This is a genomic window from Pantoea sp. MBLJ3 (genome assembly GCF_000816655.1).
Taxonomy (GTDB): Bacteria; Pseudomonadota; Gammaproteobacteria; order Enterobacterales; family Enterobacteriaceae; genus Pantoea; species Pantoea eucalypti.
The window spans coordinates 141,252-163,472 of the sequence record NZ_JSUT01000002.1 but is presented as its reverse complement, the minus strand read 5'-3'; the positions used below and the strand labels follow the sequence as shown (position 1 = coordinate 163,472).

Here is a 22,221-nt window from a genome sequence, read left to right as displayed (position 1 = left end):
ACTTACTCCTGCGATTTTCCCTGATGATTCGCCAGCCAGTTCGCCAGCTGACAATATTGCGCGACGGAGACGTTCTCGGCACGCAGGGTTGGATCTATGGATAACTCCTCCAGCGCGCCGGCAGCCACCATGTGGCTCAGGCTGTTGCGCAGCGTTTTACGACGCTGGCCGAACGCTTCAGTGGTAATACGGCTCAAAATACGCACATCGCTGACCGGATACGGCGGCTCGGCATACGGCACCAGACGCACCACGGCAGAGTCCACTTTCGGTGGCGGCGTAAAGGAGTGCGGAGGCACTTCCAGCACCGGAATGATCTGGCAGTAGTACTGCGCCATTACCGTCAGACGACCGTAGGTTTTATTACCCGGACCGGCGACCAGACGATTAACCACCTCTTTCTGCAGCATGAAGTGCATATCTTTGATCGAACCAGTATAGCTGAAAAGGTGGAACATCAGCGGGGTCGAAATATTGTATGGCAGGTTACCAAATACCCGTAGCGGCTGGCCTCTCTCCTGCGCCAGTGCGGCGAAGTCGAACGTCATGGCATCCTGCTGGAAGATAGTCAGTTTCGGGCCAAGGAACGGATGCGTTTCCAGACGCGCAGCGAGATCGCGGTCCAGTTCTATCACCGTTAATTTATCGAGGCGTTCGCCTACCGGCTCGGTCAAGGCACCCAGGCCTGGGCCGATCTCTACCAGCGCTTCATCGCGCTGTGGATGGATGGCGGAGACAATGCTGTCGATAATGTACTGATCGTTCAGGAAGTTCTGCCCGAAACGTTTACGGGCGTAGTGCCCCTGATGGACGCGATTATTCATTACTGCTCTTGATCATAGTGATGGCGAGGTTAAGCGCCGTGATGAAGCTGCCCGGTTCAGCCTGACCCAGACCGGCGAGTTCAAGCGCGGTGCCGTGGTCAACTGAAGTCCGGATAAAGGGCAGGCCCAGGGTGATATTTACCGCCCGGCCAAACCCCTGAAATTTGAGTACCGGCAGACCCTGGTCATGATACATCGCCAGCACTGCATCGGCATGTTGCAGATATTTAGGCTGGAAAAGGGTATCCGCAGGCAGCGGGCCGGTCAGTTTAATGCCCTGCTGACGCAGTTCATTAAGGGCTGGCGTAATGGTCTCAATCTCTTCCCGACCCATGTGGCCGCTTTCGCCCGCATGAGGGTTAAGACCACAGACGTAGATATGCGGCTCGGCAATGGCAAACTTCTGCTGCAGATCACGATGAAGAATCGTGATCACTTCATGCAGACAGTCGCGGGTCACCGCAGCGGGGACATCTTTCAGCGGCAGATGGGTAGTAGCCAGCGCGACGCGTAGCTGCTCTGTCGCCAGCATCATGACGACCCGATGGCCGCCTGCGCGATCGGCGAAGAATTCGGTATGGCCAGTAAAGGCGATGCCGGCATCATTAATGACGCCTTTGTGCACCGGGCCGGTAATCAGGGCCGCAAATTCACCGTCGAGACAACCGTCACAGGCGCGCGCCAGCGTGGCCAGCACGTAGTCACTGTTGGCGACGCAAAGCTCGCCGGGCGTGACCGTCGCGGCCGTTTCGACTGGCAGGATAGTCAGTGTTCCCGCCTGCTGTGGCTCAGCGGCCACGCCAGGCTGATAGGGACGCAGGGTCAGCGGCAGACCGAGTTGCGCCGCACGCTGCTGCAACAGGGCAGGCGAGGCGCAGACGACCAGTTCAACCGGCCAGGAGTGCTGGGCCAGCTGAACGGTGAGATCGGGACCAATCCCGGCAGGTTCGCCGGGCGTGATCACCACACGGTGATTACTGCGCATTGCCATCCAGAATCTTCACGTAGGCGCTGGCACGTTGTTCCTGCATCCAGGTCTGTGCTTCTTCCGCAAACTTACGGTTAAACAGCATACGGTAAGCACGCTCTTTCTGGGCCGCATCGGTTTTGTCCACCTGACGGGTATCCAGCAACTGAATCAGATGCCAGCCGAAAGAGGAGTGAACCGGCTGGCTGGTCTGGCCTTTTTTCAGGCGCAGCAGCGCGTCACGGAAGGCCGGATCAAAGACTTCCGGAGAGGTCCAGCCAAGATCGCCGCCCTGGTTCGCTGAACCCGGATCATCAGAGTACTGCTTAGCCGCCGCCGCAAAGGTGGTTTTACCACTGCGGATATCGTTAGCAATCTGCTCCAGCTGTGCGCGTGCCTGCTCATCTGTCAGGATTGGCGATGGCTTCAGCAGAATGTGACGTGAATGAACTTCAGTGACTGAGACATTTTTGTTCTCGCCACGCAGATCGTTCACTTTCAGGATGTGGAAGCCCACACCCGAGCGAATCGGACCGACGATATCGCCTTTTTTGGCGCTCGACAGGGCCTGAGCAAACAGGGTCGGTAACTCTTCGATTTTACCCCAGCCCATGTTGCCGCCTTTCAGCGCCTGCGAATCGGCAGAGTAGGTCACGGCCATTTTGCCGAAGTCAGCGCCATTTTTCAGTTCGCCAACCAGCTGTTTCGCCAGCGTTTCCTGCTCATCAACCTGCTGTTGTGTCGGGTTTTCCGGCAGTGGCAGCAGAATATGGCTGACGTTCAGTTCGGTGCCCTGACTGTTCTGAGAGCCAATCTGTTTCGCCAGCGTATCGACTTCCTGCGGCAGAATCGTGATGCGACGACGCACTTCGTTGTTGCGCACTTCAGCAATGGTCATCTCTTTACGAATCTGAGAACGATAAACGCTGTAGTTCATGCCGTCATAAGCCAGACGGCTGCGCAGCTGATCAAGGCTCATCTTATTCTGCGCCGCGATGTTCTGAATCGCCTGGTCCAGCTGCTCATCGCTGATCTGAACCCCGGCTTTATCACCCATCTGCAGAATGATGTTATCCATGATCTGACGTTCCAGAATCTGATGGCGCAACGTTTTATCATCCGGCAACTGCTGACCAGCCTGCTGGGCCTGAGATTTAACGGTGCTCATCATGCCATCCACGTCACTCTCAAGAACCACGCCGTTATTGACCACGGCTGCAACTTTATCAACGACTTGTGGTGCTGCGAACGCGGTGTTAGCACTGATTGCCACACCAAGAATCAGCATTCTCCAGTTCTTCATACTTTATCCATTGTTGGTTCCGCACTGCGGGATTGCCTGTCAAACATCACAACATCAGAAAGCAGGCTGGTAAGGGATAATGCCCTGACGCAGCATATCGTTGGTGCCTAAGCCATAGTTAGGACTCAGACCACGCAGCTCAATGTTGAATGAGATTTGGTTGTCGTACTTACTGTCGTCGTTTTCCCAACCGTTAATTTTGCGCTCGTAACCGACCCGGAGAGCGTAACAGCATGAGCTGTATTGCAGGCCAACCAGCTGCGACGCCGGACGCTTGTTGCGGGTATCGTAGTAGTAAGCACCTACCACAGACCATGCATCGGCAATCGGCCAGCTGGCCGTGGTGCCCACCTGTGAAATCCCATTTTTGTAGATAGGATTGGTCACCAGGTTGCTGTCATTTAACGCTGCCGCGATATATTCCGGGCTGCTGTAGCGGTAGCTCAACTGCACCATACGGTCGGCATCACGACGGTACTCCAGAACAGTATTGCCCTGGGAGACGTTGTCGAGTTTGGTGTCATATTGCAGCCCGCCCCGAACACCCCAGCGATCGCTGATTTTCCAGTATGTATCGCCAGCCCAAATCAGACTGCCGGTATCATCTTCTTTATTGGTTTGATTCACACCAGTACGAGAAGGGGTAAACGAGTAGATTTGACCCACAGAAACGTTAAAACGTTCAACCAGATCGTTATCATAAATACGCGAGGTAACACCGGTTGCCACTTCATTGGCTGAAGCGATGCGATCCAGGCCGCTATAGGTACGATCGCGGAACAGACCGGTGTAGTCGGTTTGCAGCAGCGTAGAGTCGTACGGATAGATATTGCTTTGGTCGCGGTACGGGATATAAAGATACTGCACGCGTGGTTCCAGCGTCTGGGTATAACCCACTGCGGAGTCCATATCGCGGTCAAACACCAGCCGGCCATCCACTTTAAACTGCGGCAGGGTGCGGTTTACCGATTCATCCAGTTCGCCGCTATTGCTTCCTCTGAAGCCATTGGCCGTATTGTTATAATAATCAACGTCAGTCTGCTGATAGTGGGTCGCCAGGAACTTCGCTTCGGTATCCAGGCTGGCCCAGCCGTTGGAGAGCGGCAGGTTCAGGGTTGGCTCAACGTGTAAACGGGTCGCTTCAGGAAGACGACTGTTGACGTTGGTGAATTTCACCGCCTGAGCATAAACCCGGCCATCAAACGGGCCGATATCATTCTGATAGAGGTTAACATCCAGCTGCGGCATCGCGCGGTAGACGTTATTGCTGGTAGTACTGCCAAACACCTGGAAATCTTTGGCTGAGAGTGTGGCGTCCCAGTTGGTGTCCGCATAACCAACGCTGAATTTCTGCGTGGCGTAGTTGTCGGTGGAGCTGTAGTACTTCGAGTCGAGATCGTTGAAGTAATACTGATCGCTGACTTTGGTGTAGTTGGCGTTGAAACGCCAGTGCTGTTCATAGACACCGGCATGCTGCCAGTAGAACAACCAGCGGTCGGAGCTGGAATCCTCGGCGATGCCACGAAGTGCTTTGTCGTTATCGTACTGTTTATCGGAGCCAAGGTAGTCGAATTCGACCAGGCCGGCACCCAGCGTCGTCAGATAACGGAATTCGTTTTCAAATTTCATGCCGCGCTTACTGATGTAGTGCGGCGTGATGGTCGCATCGGCCTGCGGCGCAATGTTCCAGTAATAAGGCAGCACGAACTCAAAGCCGTTGTTGCTGCCAAATTTTGCATTCGGGATCAGGAAACCGGATCGACGACGATCGCCAATCGGTAACTGCAGATAGGGACTGTAGAACACCGGAACCGGACCCAGCTTAAAGCGGGCGTTCCAGATCTCCGCCACTTCCTCTTCGCGATCCTGGATGACTTGTGAACCGACCACGCTCCAGCTGTTGGAACCGGGCAGACAGGACGTAAAGGTGCCGTTCTCCAGAATGGTGTAGCGGTTATCGCCGCGCAGCTTCATCTGGTCGGCGGTGCCGCGTCCCTGACGATCCACCATCTGATAATCACCGTTCCAGACGTTGGTATCTTTGCTGTTGAGGTTTGACCAGGCTTTCGGACCTTTCAGGATGACCTGGTTGTCATCGTAGTGCACATTACCCAGGGCATCGACGGTACGCACTGGCGCCGTCTGGCCTTCCTGCTGACGCTGATGAAGCTGAACTTCATCCGCCTGCATACGGCTGTTGCCCTGCTCAATATTCACATTGCCGGTAAAGACCGCATCATTGGGATAGTTCCCTTTGGCGGCGTCGGAGTGAATAGTGACAGGCAGCTGGTTGGTATCACCGTTGACCAGCGGGCGGTTATAACTCGGCACGCCTAACATACACTGCGACATCAAATCGTCGGCAAAGGCTTGCTGGCTAATGGCTGCGCCGATCAGTGTGGCCAGCAGGGTAGGTATATGTTTTTTCATACGCGGTATCGAGAATTCCATGAAAACTGGCATCATGCCGACAATCGGGTCAGAGACTAACTTACTGCCCGGCGTTGCGCCAGTGTTAATCCTGGTCTGTCAGCGTTGCCGTTAGGCGCTGAGATAAATGACAGGTATGATAATGCAATTTTCAGCCGCAAGCATGGCGAATTGAGGAGTTTATGCGCTACTGGGGAAAAGTTATGGGTCTGGCGGTGGGATTACTTTCCGGCGCAGGCTTTTGGGGTATTGTGATCGGTTTGATCATTGGCCATATGATTGACAAAGTACGTGGCGCACAAGGCAAGGCTTACTTTTCAAATAATCAGACCCGGCAGACGCTGTTTTTCAGCACCACCTTTCAGGTGATGGGCCATCTGACCAAGTCAAAAGGGCGGGTTACGGAAGCGGATATCCAGATTGCTTCACTGCTCATGGAGCGGATGCAGCTGCACGGTGACTCACGCACGGCTGCTCAGCGCGCGTTCCGCGAAGGTAAGCAGGCGGATTACCCGTTGCGCAGCAAGCTGCGAGAACTGCGCAGCGCCTGTTTTGGCCGGTTCGATCTGATTCGGATGTTCCTGGAGATTCAGATCCAGGCCGCCTTTGCCGACGGCTCACTGCACCCCAATGAGCGACAGGTACTCTACGTGATTGCCGAAGAGCTGGGCATTTCGCGTGGTCAGTTCGATCAGTTCCTGCGCATGATGGAGGGCGGCCAGCAGTTTGGCGGCGGGCAGCGCAGTTCAGGCGGCTTTCAGCAGGCGCAACGTGGTCCAACGCTGGAAGATGCCTGTAGCGTTTTGGGCGTGAAGAGCAGTGATGACGCCACCACGATTAAACGTGCTTACCGCAAGCTCATGAGTGAGCATCATCCTGATAAGCTGGTGGCGAAAGGGTTACCGCCAGAGATGATGGAGATGGCGAAGCAGAAAGCGCAGGAAATTCAGGCGGCTTACGATCTGATTCGCAAAGAGAAAGGCTTCAAGTAATGCGTCGCTCCTGTGGCCTCTTCTGCAACAGAGGAGGCCACGGCGACAGTCCTGCCGTAAACCTTAAAAGTCGGCGGGCTGACGAAACGTCATGGCATTACCAAATGCCGGATGGGTAATGGTGAGTGACTCCGCGTGCAGCAGTAAACGGGGCGCCATCGCTTTGGCCTCCGGATGTGCATAGAAGTTGTCCCCCAGAATCGGGTGGCCCAGCGCCAGCATATGCACCCTTAGCTGGTGTGAGCGGCCAGTAATCGGCTTAAGCGAAATCCGCGTACTGTTGTCCGCCCGATACTCCAGCACCTGATATTCTGTCTGTGCGGCTTTGCCGTTCTCGAAGCAGACCATCTGCTTTGGACGATTTGGCCAGTCGCAGATCAGCGGCAGATCAACCAGCCCCTCTTCCTTCTCGGGATGACCCCAGATGCAGGCCACATACGTTTTGGAAGGCTCCCGCTCGCGGAATTGTCGTTTCAGCTCACGCTCCGCCGCCTTGGTCAGCGCCACGACCATCACGCCACTGGTCGCCATGTCAAGTCGGTGCACAGATTCCGCCTGCGGGAAATCCCGCTGTATCCGCGTCATCACGCTATCTTTGTGCTCATCCAGACGACCGGGTACCGAGAGCAGACCGCTGGGTTTGTTCACCACCATGATATGCGCATCCTGATAAAGGATGTGCAGCCAGGGTTCACGCGGTGGGTTGTAAGGTTCCATGGGGCTTTCCAAAAATAAGGGGCCATGCGGCCCCTGAGCTTACTGGTGTGTCACCACAATCAGGCGCAGCGCGTCAAGACGCCAGTTGGCCTCATCCAGACTTTGCAGCACCTGTTCACGATTGCTTTCCAGCGCCTCAACTTCGTCGTCGCGGATGTTCGGGTTGACGGCTTTCAGCGCGTTAAGACGCGAAAGCTCGGCACCCAGCTTCTCATTCGCCTCGGTCCGTGCCGCCTCAATCACGGCACGCGCTTCGCTGACGACGCTCTCTTCGGCCTGAGTCAGAATCGCATGGACATCCTGCTGCACCGCATTCACCAGTTTACTGGCGGTGTGACGGTTAACGGCATTCAACTGACGGTTAAAGCTTTCGAACTCCACTTTGCCTGCCAGGTTAGTGCCTTTCGTATCCATCAGCAGACGGATTGGCGTTGGCGGCAGGAAGCGGGTCAGTTGCAGATGCTTCGGTGCCTGGGCTTCAACCACATAGATCAGCTCGACCAGCAGCGTCCCCACCGGCAGCGCCTTGTTCTTCAGCAGTGACAGGGCGCTGCTGCCGGTGTCGCCCGACAGAATCAGATCCAGTCCGTTGCGAATCAGCGGATGCTCCCAGGTAATGAACTGAGTATCTTCACGTGACAGCGCCTGATCGCGGTTAAAGGTGATGGTGCAGCCATCTTCCGGCAGGCCAGGGAAATCGGGCACCAGCATGTGATCGGAAGGGGTCAGCACAATGAGGTTATCGCTGCGATCTTCCTGATTGATACCGACAATATCAAACAGGTTAAGCGCGAAGTTCACCAGGCCGGTGTCGTTATCCTGCTCGCTGATAGCGTTAGCCAGCAACTGAGCCGATTCACCGCCGTTTGAATTCAGCTCCAGCAGGCGATCGCGACCCTGTTCCAGCTGCAGTTTCAGCGCGTCATGCTGTTTGCGGCAGTCGGTGATAAAGGCATCAAAGCCTTCGCTGTTTTCCGGTGCGGCCAGATAGCCGATGAGCTGCGAATGGACGCTGTCATAGATTGTCCGGCCGGTCGGACAGGTGTGTTCAAACGCATCCAGTCCTTCGTGATACCAGCGCAGCAGCACGGCCTGTGCGGTCTGCTCCAGCCACGGCACCAGAATCTGAATATCGTGCGCCTGACCGATACGATCCAGACGACCGATACGCTGCTCCAGCAGGTCCGGGTTAAACGGCAGATCGAACATCACCAGACGGCTGGCAAACTGGAAATTACGGCCTTCTGAACCAATCTCAGAGCACAACAGCACCTGCGCGCCATTCTCTTCTGAGGCGAACCAGGCGGCAGCACGGTCACGTTCAATGATCGACAGACCTTCGTGGAACACCGCTGCACGAATACCTTCGCGCTCGCGCAGTACCTGCTCCAGCTGCAGCGCGGTGGCCGCTTTGGCGCAGATCACCAGCACTTTCTCTTTACGGTTAGTGGTGAGATAGCCCATCAGCCATTCCACGCGCGGATCGAAGTTCCACCAGGTGCCGCTGTCGCCTTCAAATTCCTGATAAATCTGCTCCGGATAGAGCAGGTCGCGCGCCCGCTCTTCTGCGCTTTTGCGCGCGCCCATAATGCCGGAGACTTTAATTGCCGTCTGATACTGCGCAGGCAGCGGCAGGCGGATCTGATGCAGTTCGCGTTTCGGGAAGCCTTTAACCCCATTACGGGTGTTACGGAACAGCACGCGGCTGGTGCCGTGGCGATCCATCAGCATGGAGATCAGTTCCTGACGCGCTTCCAGCTTGCCTTCGCGGTCGCTGTTGGCAACCTGCAGCAGCGGCTCGATGTCCTGCTCGCCGACCAGATCGTTGATCCGGTTCATCTCCGCCTGGGAGATCGCTTTATCCGCCAGCAGCGCGGTAACGGCATCGGCGATGGGGCGGAAATGCTGCTGCTCTTCAACAAAGGCGGCAAAGTCATGGAAACGGTCCGGGTCGAGCAGGCGCAGACGGGCGAAGTGACTCTCCATGCCCAGCTGCTCTGGCGTCGCGGTCAGCAGCAGAACCCCGGCAGTTTTTTCAGCCAGCTGTTCAATAACCTGATATTCACGGCTTGGCTCGCCTTCTGACCAGGCCAGATGGTGCGCTTCATCGACCACCAGCAGATCCCATTCGGCATCGGCCAGCATTTCAAGACGCTGTTTGTTGCGACGCACGAAGTCGAGTGAGCAGATAATCAGCTGCTCAGTTTCAAACGGATTGTCGCTGTCGTGTTGCGCTTCGGTGTAGCGGTCGTCGTCAAACAGCGCAAAGCGCAGGTTGAAGCGGCGCAGCATCTCAACAAGCCATTGATGCTGCAGGGTTTCAGGCACCACGATAAGTACGCGCTCGGCACGGCCAGCCAGCAGTTGCTGCTGGATGATCATCCCGGCTTCAATGGTTTTACCCAGGCCAACTTCATCGGCCAGCAGCACGCGCGGCGCATGGCGGCGGCCCACATCATGGGCGATGTGCAACTGGTGAGGGATCAGGTTAGTACGCATACCGCGTAAGCCGCTAATCGGCAGGCGGTATTGCTCACTCTGGTATTTACGGGCGCGGAAGCGCAGGGCAAAACGGTCCATCCGGTCGAGCTGGCCGGCAAACAGACGATCCTGCGGCTTACTGAATACCAGCTTGCTGTCGAGCATCACTTCGCGCAGCATCACGTCGCTTTCTTCGGTATCCAGACGGGTACCGATATAGGTCATCAGGTCATTTTCGTTGCGTACTTCATCAACGCGCATCTGCCAGCCTTCGTGGCTGGTGATGGTATCACCCGGATTAAAGATGACGCGGGTAACCGGCGAATCGTTGCGGGCGTAAAGGCGGTTTTCTCCCGTAGCGGGGAACAGCAGGGTGATCATACGTGTATCGATCGCCACCACGGTGCCCAGTCCCAGTTCACTTTCCGTATCACTAATCCAGCGCTGACCTAATGTAAAAACCATATATTGTTTGCTCGAATTTTAACGTTTTTAAAGGTGTTCCCAAAGCTCAGGCAATAGCGCTACCACCAGACAACAAGGTCTGGAGCGGGCTTTAAGAGCGGTGAGTTTCAGGAAGGGCGCTATGGTACTGGATGGCAGGGCATTCGTCACCTGTCAAAAAAGCCCCAGCTGCCCGGTAATAAGTGTAGCAAAGTCACCTTCGACAAAGGGCAGAATCCCCTCCGCGACCGGTTGAAGTTGCTTCGTAACGTAGTGGTCGTAATCCAGCGGCGTGCTGCGTGCCTCCAGTGGCTCGGGGCCTGCCGTGGCAATCACGTAACGAATCCGGCCTCCATTCTGATACTGCAAAGGCCGGTTTAATTTACGATTCTGCTCATCCGCCAGCCTGGCGGCACGCACGTGCGGGGGCACGTTTCGTTCATATTCTTTTAACGGACGTCGCAGACGCTTTTTGTAGATCAGCTGATCGTCGAGTTCACCCGCCAGCAGCTGCGCGACGGTGGTGCGAATGTAATCCTGCCACGGCTCACGGTGGAAGATACGGTGGTAGAGCTGCTGCTGAAATGCTTTTGCCAGTGGCGTCCAGTCCGTTCGCACCGACTCCAGCCCCTTGAAAACCATGCGTTCACCGGCGGCGTCACGAATCAGTCCGGCATAGCGTTTCTTGCTGCCCTGTTCCGCGCCGCGAATGGTCGGCATCAGAAAACGACAAAAATGATTTTCATACTCCAGCTCGAGTGCGCTGGTCAGCCCGTGGGTCTGCTGCAGGTGGTCGCGCCACCAGGCATTCACTTTCTGCACCAGTTGCTGACCAATCGCGGCGGCCTGCTCTTCACTGTGGGCGGACTTCAGCCAGACAAAAGTGGAGTCGGTGTCGCCATAGATCACGTCATAGCCTTCCGCCTCGATCAGCGCGCGTGTCTGCTGCATGATGGCGTGACCGCGCAGGGTAATTGAGGAGGCGAGGCGCGGATCAAAGAAGCGGCAGGCGCTGGTGCCCAGCACACCGTAAAAGGCGTTCATGATAATCTTTAGCGCCTGCGACAGCGGCTGGTTTTTCTGCTTTTTCGCCGCTTCACGACCCAGCCAGATCTGCTCGACGATCGCAGGCAGGCAGTGAGTGTGCCGGGAGAAACGCGCTTCGCGAAAACCTTCGACCGAATCGGCATCATCAGGATGGGCCAGTCCTTCTACCAGACCCACCGGGTCGATCAGGAAGGTGCGGATAATCGACGGATAGAGACTTTTATAATCCAGCACCAGCACCGAGTCATACAGACCAGGGCGCGAATCCATCACATAGCCACCCGGACTGGCTTCCGGCGCCACATCACCCAGGTTCGGGGCAACAAATCCCGCGCGATGCATCCGCGGAATATAAAGATGACCAAAGGCCGCCACCGAGCCGCCGTGGCGATCGACTGCCAGGCCATTCACCGCCGCGCGTTCCAGCAGAAACGGCATTATCGCCGTTTTATGAAAAATGCGCGTCACCAGCTCGCAGTCTTTGAGGTTGTAGCGTGCCAGCGCCGGTTTATCGTTGGCAAAACGCCAGTTGATCTCCTCCATGCGCTGCCAGGGATTATCGATTGCTTTACCTTCACCCAGCAATTGTTGCGACACCGACTCCAGGCTGAATGAGGGAAAATCCCAGAACGCTGATTTCAGCGCGTCAATGCCATCAATAATCAACCGCCCGCTGGCCTGCGCAAAATAAACGCCGGGCTTAAAGCCATGTTCACGCCACTCCAGCGCGGCCTGCTGGCGACCAAGACGAAGTGGAATGCCGTAACGATCGGCATGCTTTTGCAACACCCGCAGGTCAAACTGCACCACGTTCCAGCCAATCAACACATCCGGATCGTGATCTGCAAACCACTGGTTCAGCGCTTCAAGCAGCTGTGGTCGGCTGTCGAGATAGATCAGCTCGAAATCCAGCGTGCTGGCATCACCGTTGGCCGGGCCGAGCATATAAACCTGACGCTGACCGCAGCCCTCCAGCCCGATGCAGTAGAGCTCGCCATGCTGTGTGGTTTCAATATCCAGCGAGACCCACTTCAGTGGCGGGCGATAGTCGGGATGGGGTTTGAGCCGCGCATTGACCACGCTATCACCGCGCTGCTCGCCCTCAAACCAGACCGGCGCGGTAATAAAACGCTCCATCAGGTAGCGCTCCGGCGGGCGAATATCCGCTTCATACACCGGAATGCCCTGTTCACGCAGCCGTTTTTCAATGCGCTGCAGCTGACGATGCTGCGGGCAGTAGAGGCCAAAAACCGGGCGGCGGCGGAAATCTTTCAGCGCCAGCGACTGAATCCGAAACTGACGTTCATCTTTGAGGAGCTCGCTGACCTGCGCCTGAAATTCTTCGGGAATAAACGCGACAGACTCCTGCACGGGCAGCACCACGCGCTGCGCACCGGCATCAGTGGCGAGCCAGAGGATAATTTCGGTGCCATGCGGGCTGTCGCGCCAGTGGCGGGTGAGCAGAAAACCTGCGCGGGGCATATTCAGATGTTCTCCGGACTCAGTATTTCAGGGGTGAGAAAACGGCTTAAGTATACCATGGATATTTATACAGTTCTCGTCACCGGTTTTGTCAACATTGTCCTACAATTCTTGCCTTGACGCTGTGTGGCTGGCTCTGGACAATCCAGCCTTCTGCTTTTACTTAGGATGATTATGGAAGCCTGGATTCAACAACTGATTACGCAGTCTCTGGAATGGGCGCTGTTTGCCGTTGCGCTGGTGACGTTTCTGGAGTCGCTGGCGCTGGTCGGGCTGTTGCTGCCAGGCACAGTGATGATGGCCAGCCTGGGCGCGCTGATCGGCAGTGGCGAGCTGGGCCTTTACCCGGCCTGGGCCGCGGGTTTTGCGGGCTGCCTGATTGGTGACTGGGTTTCTTACGGTATCGGCTGGAAATTCCAGGGGCCGCTGCACCGCTGGAAGTATCTGCAAAAGTACAAAGGCCTGCTGGATAAAACCGAGCACGCCCTGCATCAGCACAGCATGTTTACGATTCTGGTCGGGCGCTTTGTGGGACCTACGCGTCCGCTGATCCCGCTGGCGGCCGGTATGCTGGAGCTGCCGGTGCGTAAATTTCTGCCGCCGAACCTTATCGGCTGCATCCTCTGGCCACCGCTTTATCTGCTGCCTGGTATTCTGGCAGGCGTGGCGATCGATGTGCCGAAAGCCGCGCAGGGCGGCAGCTTTAAATGGCTGTTACTTGGCGCAGCACTGCTGATATGGCTCGGGGGCTGGTTATGCTGGCGCTGGTGGCGCAGTGGCAAGAGTCGTGACTGGGCGACTGCCTGGCTGCCGCCGGAGCGTTTGCGCTGGGCAGGTCCGCTGGGGCTGGTGATCGCCGTCGCAGCGTTTGTCGGCATTCAGTTCCATCCGATGATGCCGATTTTCCGTCATCTGCTGTGGCAGGTTTTCTTCGCGTAACGCTTAACGGCGCGGGATGCCAAGGACCTCGGCCTCCCGCGTGTCACCCGACAGCAGCTGTCGGGTCTCGCCATCCCAGTAAACCCGTCCATCCACAATCACAACGCTGCGCGGCGCAATCTGCCGGGCATCTTCGAGACTGTGCGACACCATCAGCAGTGTAATGCTGCGCGCTTCGCACACTGAACGCACCAGTTGCAGCATCTCGCCGCGCAACGCGGGATCCAGTGCAGAAAAAGGCTCATCCAGCAGCAGCACCGGACGATCACGCAGCAGACAGCGCGCCAGCGCCGCACGCTGTCGCTGTCCGCCCGACAGCTCGCCCGGCAGGCGGGCCAGCAGATCGCCTAATCCCACCTGATCGGCCAGTGCAGCCAGTTGCTGGCGCTGCTCAGCGCTGAGTTTTAATCCCGGATGCAGCCCCAGCGCCATGTTCTGCTGCACGCTGAGGTGCGGAAACAGGTTGTTCTCCTGAAACAGCATCGAAACCGGTCGTCTGGCTGGCACGCTGTGGGTGTGATCCTGCCCGTCAATCATCAGGGTGCCCTGTTTCACCGGCAGGAAACCGGCAATCAGGCTCAGCAGGGTACTCTTCCCGGCTCCGCTGGGGCCGAGAATGGCGATGCGCTCGCCACGTGTGGCCTTGAGGCTGAAGCGCATCGGCAGATGCTGATAAAGGTAAGTGAGGTTATCAAGAGTCAGCATGGCGGCCTGGTAATTTTTCCATTAGCGTGAACAGCAATAAGCAGAGCAGCAGTAATAGCAGGGCGGTGACCGCGCCATCTGCGCCGCGATAGGCACCAATCTGCTGATAAAGGTAGAACGGCAGTGTGCGGAAGTCAGCGTTGCCAAACAGTGCCACCACGCCGAAATCACCAATCGACAGTACGCAGGCAAAGGCCAGCGCCTGGGCAAGCGGACGTTTCAGCGCCCGCAGCTCGATCAGCCGCAGCCGGTTCCAGCCGTGGATATCCAGCGAATCGCAGAGCCTGCCGTAACGCTCTGCGACATCCCGCATCGGGTTTTCCAGTACTTTCAGCGCATAGGGAATGGCGATCAGCGCATTGGTAAAGATCACCAGCCCTTCTGCCGAATCAGGCAGGCCAATAGTGGCATTGAACAGCAGGAAAAAGCCGGTGGCGAGCACAATGCCTGGCATCGCCAGAATCAGCATGCCGCTGGTGTCGATCAACTGTGCCGCCGCCGGACGCTGGCGCAGACGCAGTTCCCGACTGCTCCACAGCAGCATCATGGTCAGCACCACACAGATCAGACCGGCACCGATGGCGATACGCAATGACGTCAAGGTGGCCTGCCACAGTGCAGGCTGCGCCAGCGCGCCACGCAGTCCGCCGTGCAGACCATCGACGATGACCGCCGCCAGCGGGGGCAGCAGCAGCATCAGCGCCAGCAGAATCAGCAGCGCATCCATCAGCTGTGCTCCACGCGAATCCTGCGGATCACGCCAGCCGTTCAGCTGACTGGTTCCGGCGGGAATCGCCTTGCTGAAACGCTGGCTGAGCAGCACAAGCGTCAGACAGCAGCCGAGCTGGATGAGCGCCAGTAGCGCTGCGCGTCCGGGATCGTAGTCATAACTCAGCGCCTGGAAGATCGCCAGCTCAATGGTGGTGGCCTGCGGACCGCCGCCGAGTGACAGTACGGTGGCAAAGCTGGCGAAACAGAGCATGAAGATCAGCGCACCGGTCGGCAACAGCTGACGCCGCAGCCATGGCCACTCCAGCAGACGAAAATGATGCCAGCCGCGCAGGTCGAGCTGTGCCGCCAGCTGACGCTGTTCCGCCGGAATACTCTCCAGCGCCTGCAGCATCAGGCGGGTCGCCAGCGGCAGGTTAAAGAAGACGTGCGCCAGCAAGATGCCTGGCAGACCATACGGGGAGAAGTGATAACCCATCCCTGCCAGCTGGCACAACTGCGCCAGCCAGCCATTGCGACCATAGACGGTCAGCAGACCGAACACCGCGACCAGCACCGGCAGCACCAGCGTCATGGCGCACAGGCGCAGCAGCAACAGACGACCCGGAAAACGGCGTCGATAGAGCGCCCGCGCCAGCGGCACCGCAGGCAGCAGTGACAGCAGGGCGGAGAGCAGAGCCTGACCGAAAGAAAACGCGATAACGTGATGCAGGTAATCATCCTGCAGCACGCCGCGTAAGTCCGTATCCGGCGCGGCGCTCCAGAGTGCACCGAACGCCATAAATGCCACGATGGTCAGTAATATCGTGGCGAGGGAACCGGGAATCAGCCAGCGCGGCATCAGCGACTGACGGCGCGTTGCCACTGGCTAATCCAGCCCGAACGCTGGCTGGCAACCTCTTCTGGCGAGAACTGCAGAGCAGTGGAAGGCACGTTGAGCGCCGCGAAACCGGCAGGCAGCGGCGTGTCGATCACCGGGTACATCCAGTTGCCGGTGGGGATAGTGCGCTGGAAGTCAGGCGAAACCATAAATTTCATGAACTGCTGTGCCAGTGCCGGCTGTTTGCTGCTGGCTAGCTGCGCGGCAACTTCGACCTGCAGATAATGACCCTCTGCAAAGGGTGCAGCGGCGTAATTCTCTTTCTTCTCTTCGATGATGTGGTAAGCCGGAGAGGTGGTGTAGCTCAGCACCAGATCGCCTTCGCCCTTGAGGAACAGGCCATAGGCTTCACTCCAGCCTTTGGTCACCGTCACGGTTTTCTGCGCCAGCTTTTGCCACGCCTGCGGCGCCTGATCGCCATAGACTTTCTGCATCCAGAGCAGCAGCCCTAAGCCGGGCGTGCTGGTGCGGGGATCTTCGTAGATCACCCGCCACTTCTCCGGGCTGTCGACCAGCTCTTTCAGGCTTTTTGGCGGATTTTTCAGCCGGGTTTTGTCATAGACAAACGCGAAGTAGCCATAATCGAACGGCACGAAGGTGGTGTTGTGCCAGCCATCGGGCAGTTTTAATGTCGATGTGTCGACCTGACTTTCGGCAAACAGACCGGTTTTCTGCGCGGCCTGCACCAGATTGTTATCCAGCCCCAGCACCACATCGGCTTTACTGTTTTTGCCTTCCATCCGCACGCGGTTCAGCAGCGACACGCCATCTTCCAGCGTGACGAATTTCAGCTCGCAGTTGCACTGTGCTTCAAAGGCTTTTTTTACCGCCGGACCAGGGCCCCAGTCGGCGGAGAAGGAATCGTAGGTGTAGACCGTGAGAACCGGCTTAGCCGCCAGAACGGGGGCGGAGAGTAACAGCAGCACCGGCAGAACTTTGTTTAACACTTTGCGCTCCTTCAGGAGAATAGGGGATGAGTCGCAAAGGATCTGAGCACAGAGGCCTCTCAAATCCCTACGTCGGTATTAACCGAATCAGGTTCGACGGGTCTCTCTCAGCGGCTTGCTTGTGGCAGGCCGCACCCCGTTGAGAACGTCACATTCTAGTCATTTCAGCGCCGGGGCGAAAGCGTCACAGCGCGGGTGGGGCGAACCAGGCCGATTTAAAATCAAACCAGCCCAGCGTATTCATCCGGACGCCGCGCATACTGCGCTGCCCTTCAAGCAACAGCCAGTGATGAAACAGCGGATGCAGGCCGGCTTCGTCGACCAGCTGTTTGCTCCATTCGGCCAGCGGCAGCGCTTTCTCGCGCCAGCGGGCCGCATCGCCGTGCCAGTCGATAGCAAGGCAGTGATGCAGCAGCGGGATCTCATAAAGCTGTGCGAACAGCGAATAATTCAGCGGCAGGGTAAAGTTCACGCTTCCCAACCAGATATCACTCTCCGTTTCGCCCTGATACCAGCTTTCGTAGCTGATCTCACGGGTCTCCAGCGTGACGCCATGCTCTGCCAGCAGCGGACGTAGCGCATTCGCGATGCCTTCATGCTCCACGTGCTGGCTGTACCAGGTCAGCGTCAGATGGGTTAAGTCGGGCGGTTTTTCTACTGGCGTCAGGTCACGGCGATGATGCCAGCGTGGCAGCAGACCATACGCCGGAAACCAGTAGCGCTGATAGCCGACACCAGCGTGATTGAGCAGGGCGATGGGGTTAAACAGGTAGCTGACCCAGCGCCGGACCGCTTCGTTTCGACCCTGCTCTGAACGCTGGTCGAACAAAAGATAGTAGCAGCCCTCTTCAAGGCGGCTCTCCTCCTGAACTTCATCGGTGCTGTCGCCCTGCAGACGGACACCCGCATAGACCAGCTCATCGCTGATGTCGGGCAGTACCCAGATAGAGACATCATCAATCAGCGCGCGAAAACCGAAGTAGTCATCAAACGCTTCGATCTTCAGCTGGCTCTCCTGATTGCGGATCACCCGGTAAGGACCGGTGCCAACTGGCTGGCGAGCAAAGTCGTGCAGCGTCGGCCATTCGCGCGGCAGGATCATCGCACTGACGCTGCCCAGCAGCCAGGGCAAGCCCTCGTCGGGCTGGCTTAAACGGATATCCAGCGTCCAGGGGGCAGGTGAGTCGATTTGCGCAATATGGGAAAAGAGCGGATGGGGGCGCTGACGCTCCAGCGTGGCGAGCACATCCTCCATCTCCAGTTCTCTGCCGTGATGGAAGCGAATCGCCGGACGCAGGAAGAAGCGCCAGTGAAGTGGAGACGTCTGCTGCCAGTGGTGCGCAATATCGGGTTCGATTTCCCCGTTTTCCTCATTTATCCGCGTCAGACCGTTGAAAATCTGTCGGGCAATGTGGGTTTCCGAGCGCCGCAGCGGCGAGCCGGGCAAAAGGTTGAGCAGCGGACGATAGTAGAGCACCCGCAGGATATGCTTGCCCTGCCGGAAACTGCGCCCCAGGTGCGCGCTGATCATCTGCCGCACCTGGTTTTTATCGCCTACCAGCTGGACCAGCTGATCGATGCGATCCTGTTCCAGCAAATCCTCGGCACGCTGCTGCTGCAGGGCCAGGCCCGTGTAGCAGAAGATAAGCTGCGATCGCTTGCCGCGTCCGGCTTCAGCCTGCCAGGTCAGCCAGCCTGCGGCCTGCATCCGGTTGATCAGATTGCGCATATGGCGGCGCGAGCAGTGCAGCAGATCAGCCAGTTCGCTGAGCGTAATCTCCTGCGTCTGGCCCTGACAACTCTGCCACAGGCGGATGAACTGCTGCTTCAGACGTGATGAGGACATAAAAGGGGAACTCCCTGTGAAAAGCGCTCTGTTTTTCCTGCCCCATTTTAAGAGCAAACTTTACGCTATGGGAAGAGCGGGAGGCATTCAGCAGTGAATGGCGTTCGACCCTCACTTCGCTGTTCAGCGGAGTGCTTTTCTGAGTAGGGTGCATTTACACCGCCAGCAGATGATCTCTGCTGGCTTTTTTCATGTTGCGCGGTATCGTCTACCCTTCTTTTTTCCCCTCTGTTTGTTCTGTAAGGGATTTCGAATGAAATCGCTGTTAACGCGGCAGCGCCGCATCAACCCGGTTTACCTCGCTTTTATGGTCGCCTCGTTCATGCTGGGCATCGCGGGTGCTCTGCAGGCACCGACGCTCAGCCTGTTTCTGACGCGCGAGGTACAGGCGCGGCCCTTCTGGGTCGGGCTGTTTTTCACCATTAATGCGGTGGCCGGTATCGTAGTGAGTATGCTGGTGGCAAAGCGCTCAGACAGCGTCGGCGATCGTCGTCATATCATTCTTTTCTGCTGCCTGATGGCGCTGGTGAATGCGCTACTGTTTGCCTTTACCCGCGACTATCTGACTCTGCTGACACTGGGTGTACTGCTGTCAGCGCTGGCCAGTGTTTCTATGCCGCAGCTGTTTGCGCTGGCACGAGAGTATGCCGATCAGTCGGCGCGTGAAGCAGTGATGTTCAGTTCTGTGATGCGTGCGCAACTGTCGCTGGCGTGGGTGATCGGGCCGCCGTTATCGTTCGCGCTGGCGCTGAACTACGGCTTTGTGACGCTGTTTATGGTGGCCGCGGTGCTGTTTCTGCTCTGCATTCTGCTGGTCTGGTTTACCCTGCCGTCGGTGCCACGTTCGCAACCACTGATGCAAAGCGGCGGGCTGCCGTTGAGCGGCTGGCGCGATCGCGATGTGCGTTTGCTGTTCCTCGCCTCGGTGGCGATGTGGACCTGCAACACGATGTATATCATTGATATGCCGCTCTATATCAGCACCACGCTGGGTCTGCCGGAGAAACTGGCCGGTCTGCTGATGGGAACGGCGGCCGGGCTGGAAATCCCGGTGATGCTGCTGGCGGGCCATTACGCGCGTCGCATCGGCAAGCGGCGGTTAATGCTGATCGCGGTGGCGGCGGGCGTCCTGTTTTATCTGGGGCTGGTGCTCTTCAATTCCCGCACCTCGCTGATGGTGTTACAGCTGTTTAATGCGGTGTTTGTCGGGATTATTGCTGGCATAGGGATGTTGTGGTTCCAGGATCTGATGCCAGGACGGCCGGGTGCGGCGACCACGATGTTCACCAATTCGATTTCGACCGGCATGATTCTGGCGGGTGTTATTCAGGGGACGCTGAGTGAGCGGCTGGGACATGAGGCGGTTTACTGGCTGGCATTCGGGCTGGGGATAGTGGCGCTGGTGATGTCGGCGCGGGTGCGCGACGTATAAAGAAGCAGGGCGACCGGATGTCGCCCTGCTTTAACGCAATCAGCGCAGGAAGGCGGGCTGATTCTGCTCATACTGCGAAATCGACGCTTCATGCTGCAGCGTCAGGCCGATGCTGTCGAGGCCATTAATCATGCAGTGGCGACGGAAGCTATCGAGTTCAAACGAATAGACTTTGTCGCCTGCCGTCACCGTCTGTGCTTCCAGATCGACTGTGAAGCTGATGCCTGGCTGGGCTGCAACCAGTCTGAACAGCTCATCCACTTCCTCTTCGCTTAATTTCACCGGCAGCAGCTGGTTATTGAAGCTGTTGCCATAAAAGATATCCGCGAAGCTCGGCGCAATCACCACGTGAAAACCGAAATCGGTCAATGCCCAGGGGGCATGCTCACGTGAGGAGCCGCAGCCAAAGTTCTCGCGTGCCAGCAGAATGCTGGTGCCTTTGAACTCCGGCTTGTTCAGCACAAAACCGGGCGTCGGCACCGTACCGGCATCATCTTCAAAGCGCCAGTCGTGGAACAGGTGCTGACCGAAACCGGTGCGGGTCACCTTCTGCAAAAACTGCTTGGGAATGATTGCGTCCGTATCAACGTTCGCGGCATCCAGCGGCGCAACAATACCAGTATGCTGAGTAAATTTATTCGCCATGACTTAAGCTCCTGTCGTCAGTTCACGGATGTCGGCAAAGTGGCCAGTCACGGCAGCCGCCGCGGCCATCGCCGGGCTGACCAGATGGGTACGTCCACCGCGGCCCTGGCGACCTTCAAAGTTACGGTTACTGGTCGATGCGCAACGCTCGCCCGGATTCAGACGGTCATTGTTCATCGCCAGACACATTGAGCAGCCTGGCAGACGCCATTCAAAGCCCGCTTCCAGGAAGATTTTATCCAGACCTTCCGCTTCAGCCTGCGCTTTTACCGGGCCGGAACCTGGCACCACCATGGCAACCACGCCAGGCGCCACTTTGCGGCCTTTAGCGATGGCGGCGGCGGCACGCAGATCTTCAATGCGTGAGTTGGTGCAGGAGCCGATAAACACTTTATCAATTGCGACATCGGTCAGTCTGATGCCCGGCTGCAGGTTCATGTAGGCCAGCGCTTTTTCCGCTGAGGCGCGCTCAACCGGATCGGCGAACGAGGCCGGATTCGGGATCACCTGATCAACGGCAATGACCTGACCCGGGTTGGTGCCCCAGGTGACCTGCGGTGCGATATCTTCAGCATGCAGCGTGACCACCGCATCATACTTCGCGCCTTCGTCAGATTTCAGGGTGCGCCAGTAATCCACTGCCTGTTCCCATTTCTCACCCTGAGGCGAAAACTGACGACCTTTCAGATAGTTGAAGGTGGTCTCGTCCGGTGCCACCAGGCCCGCTTTTGCCCCCATCTCAATCGCCATATTGCACAGCGTCATACGACCCTCCATGCTCAGCGCCTGAATCGCAGGGCCGCAGAACTCAACGACATAGCCGGTGCCGCCTGCGCTGCCGGTTTTACCGATGATCGCCAGCACGATATCTTTTGCTGTAATGCCGGTGGATGCCTGGCCCAGCACTTCAATCTTCATGGTTTTCGCCCGACCCTGTTTCAGGGTCTGAGTGGCAAACACATGTTCCACTTCGGAGGTGCCGATACCAAAGGCCAGCGAGCCAAAGGCACCGTGCGTCGCCGTGTGCGAGTCGCCGCAGACAATGGTCATTCCCGGCAGCGTCATACCCTGCTCAGGGCCGATAACGTGGACGATGCCCTGGAATGGGTGATTCAGGTCATACAGCTGTACGCCAAATTCTTCGCAGTTCTTCATCAGCTCCTGCATCTGAATACGCGCCATCTCGCCCGACGCATTGATATCTTTGGTCTGGGTAGAGACGTTGTGATCCATCGTGGCAAAGGTTTTGCCCGGCTGACGGACTTTACGTCCGTGTGCGCGCAGGCCATCAAAGGCCTGGGGCGAGGTCACTTCATGGATCAGGTGACGATCGATGTAGAGTAACGGCGTTTCGTTTGGCGCTTCGTGGACGACATGTGCATCAAATAACTTCTGGTATAAGGTTTTCATT

General features: G+C 57.4%; 16 protein-coding genes and 1 riboswitch. Of the genes, 3 read left to right on the top strand and 13 right to left on the bottom strand.

Going from position 1 to position 22,221, the window contains the following annotated elements:
• Positions 1 to 2 precede the first annotated feature (2 nt).
• Genes rsmA through lptD form a run of 4 tightly spaced genes read right to left on the bottom strand, consistent with a single transcriptional unit; the run spans position 3 to position 5,524 of the window.
• Complete coding sequence (rsmA, locus tag NP77_RS01760; protein ID WP_003854805.1) at positions 3 to 824, bottom strand: 16S rRNA (adenine(1518)-N(6)/adenine(1519)-N(6))-dimethyltransferase RsmA; 822 nt, start codon at positions 822 to 824, stop codon at positions 3 to 5.
• A complete protein-coding gene (pdxA, locus tag NP77_RS01755) occupies positions 817 to 1,809 on the bottom strand; it encodes a 4-hydroxythreonine-4-phosphate dehydrogenase PdxA (RefSeq protein ID WP_008925562.1) in 993 nt (330 codons plus the stop codon). Before pdxA ends, rsmA begins: the two co-directional genes overlap by 8 nt.
• A complete protein-coding gene (surA, locus tag NP77_RS01750) occupies positions 1,799 to 3,094 on the bottom strand; it encodes a peptidylprolyl isomerase SurA (RefSeq protein ID WP_003854801.1) in 1,296 nt (431 codons plus the stop codon). Before surA ends, pdxA begins: the two co-directional genes overlap by 11 nt.
• 54 nt (positions 3,095 to 3,148) lie before the next feature.
• Positions 3,149 to 5,524, bottom strand: coding sequence for an LPS assembly protein LptD (gene lptD / locus NP77_RS01745; protein ID WP_050540837.1), 2,376 nt, complete (start codon positions 5,522 to 5,524; stop codon positions 3,149 to 3,151).
• 182 nt (positions 5,525 to 5,706) lie between these two features.
• Here lptD and djlA point away from each other — a divergent pair, with 182 nt between their 5' ends.
• Positions 5,707 to 6,516: a co-chaperone DjlA gene (gene djlA / locus NP77_RS01740; protein ID WP_003854797.1), complete on the top strand. Its 810-nt coding sequence runs from the start codon at positions 5,707 to 5,709 to the stop codon at positions 6,514 to 6,516.
• 63 nt (positions 6,517 to 6,579) lie between these two features.
• Here djlA and rluA read toward each other — a convergent pair whose 3' ends face one another.
• From rluA to polB, 3 genes are all read right to left on the bottom strand, one after another.
• The gene (gene rluA, locus NP77_RS01735; RefSeq protein ID WP_003854796.1) at positions 6,580 to 7,233 is read right to left on the bottom strand and encodes a bifunctional tRNA pseudouridine(32) synthase/23S rRNA pseudouridine(746) synthase RluA; all 654 of its coding nucleotides are present in this window, start codon (positions 7,231 to 7,233) and stop codon (positions 6,580 to 6,582) included.
• Between the two features lie 39 nt (positions 7,234 to 7,272).
• Positions 7,273 to 10,179, bottom strand: a complete 2,907-nt coding sequence (gene rapA, locus NP77_RS01730) for an RNA polymerase-associated protein RapA (protein WP_003854794.1) — start codon at positions 10,177 to 10,179, stop codon at positions 7,273 to 7,275.
• A 153-nt stretch (positions 10,180 to 10,332) separates the two neighbouring features.
• Positions 10,333 to 12,693: a DNA polymerase II gene (gene polB, locus NP77_RS01725; protein WP_105099549.1), complete on the bottom strand. Its 2,361-nt coding sequence runs from the start codon at positions 12,691 to 12,693 to the stop codon at positions 10,333 to 10,335.
• 168 nt (positions 12,694 to 12,861) lie between these two features.
• Here polB and NP77_RS01720 point away from each other — a divergent pair, with 168 nt between their 5' ends.
• On the top strand, positions 12,862 to 13,626 hold the full coding sequence (locus tag NP77_RS01720; RefSeq protein WP_003854790.1) for a DedA family protein: 765 nt from the start codon (positions 12,862 to 12,864) through the stop codon (positions 13,624 to 13,626).
• 3 nt (positions 13,627 to 13,629) lie between these two features.
• On the opposite strand, the gene thiQ is transcribed toward NP77_RS01720, so the two are convergent.
• The 4 genes from thiQ to sgrR all read right to left on the bottom strand — a co-directional run bounded on the left by thiQ (position 13,630) and on the right by sgrR (position 18,733).
• Positions 13,630 to 14,331 (bottom strand): thiamine ABC transporter ATP-binding protein ThiQ, encoded by a 702-nt coding sequence (gene thiQ, locus NP77_RS01715; protein ID WP_039658793.1) that lies wholly within the window; start codon positions 14,329 to 14,331, stop codon positions 13,630 to 13,632.
• Entirely contained in the window at positions 14,318 to 15,925 is a 1,608-nt protein-coding gene (gene thiP / locus NP77_RS01710; RefSeq protein ID WP_039658791.1) for a thiamine/thiamine pyrophosphate ABC transporter permease ThiP, read from the bottom strand. Before thiP ends, thiQ begins: the two co-directional genes overlap by 14 nt.
• Complete coding sequence (thiB, locus tag NP77_RS01705; protein ID WP_003854783.1) at positions 15,901 to 16,887, bottom strand: thiamine ABC transporter substrate binding subunit; 987 nt, start codon at positions 16,885 to 16,887, stop codon at positions 15,901 to 15,903. The genes thiP and thiB overlap by 25 nt, the downstream gene beginning before the upstream one ends.
• A gap of 46 nt (positions 16,888 to 16,933) precedes the next feature.
• Positions 16,934 to 17,036, bottom strand: a riboswitch (TPP riboswitch).
• A gap of 35 nt (positions 17,037 to 17,071) precedes the next feature.
• The gene (sgrR, locus tag NP77_RS01700) at positions 17,072 to 18,733 is read right to left on the bottom strand and encodes an HTH-type transcriptional regulator SgrR (protein ID WP_039658789.1); all 1,662 of its coding nucleotides are present in this window, start codon (positions 18,731 to 18,733) and stop codon (positions 17,072 to 17,074) included.
• A 253-nt stretch (positions 18,734 to 18,986) separates the two neighbouring features.
• On the opposite strand from sgrR, the gene NP77_RS01695 reads away from it, so the two are divergent.
• Positions 18,987 to 20,165, top strand: coding sequence for an MFS transporter (locus NP77_RS01695; protein ID WP_039658787.1), 1,179 nt, complete (start codon positions 18,987 to 18,989; stop codon positions 20,163 to 20,165).
• Positions 20,166 to 20,204: 39 nt separating this feature from the next.
• Here the strand turns inward: NP77_RS01695 and leuD are convergent, their stop codons facing one another.
• Both leuD and leuC read right to left on the bottom strand, forming a co-directional pair.
• On the bottom strand, positions 20,205 to 20,810 hold the full coding sequence (gene leuD / locus NP77_RS01690; protein WP_008925570.1) for a 3-isopropylmalate dehydratase small subunit: 606 nt from the start codon (positions 20,808 to 20,810) through the stop codon (positions 20,205 to 20,207).
• A 3-nt stretch (positions 20,811 to 20,813) separates the two neighbouring features.
• Positions 20,814 to 22,220: a 3-isopropylmalate dehydratase large subunit gene (gene leuC / locus NP77_RS01685; RefSeq protein ID WP_039658785.1), complete on the bottom strand. Its 1,407-nt coding sequence runs from the start codon at positions 22,218 to 22,220 to the stop codon at positions 20,814 to 20,816.
• Position 22,221 lies beyond the last annotated feature (1 nt).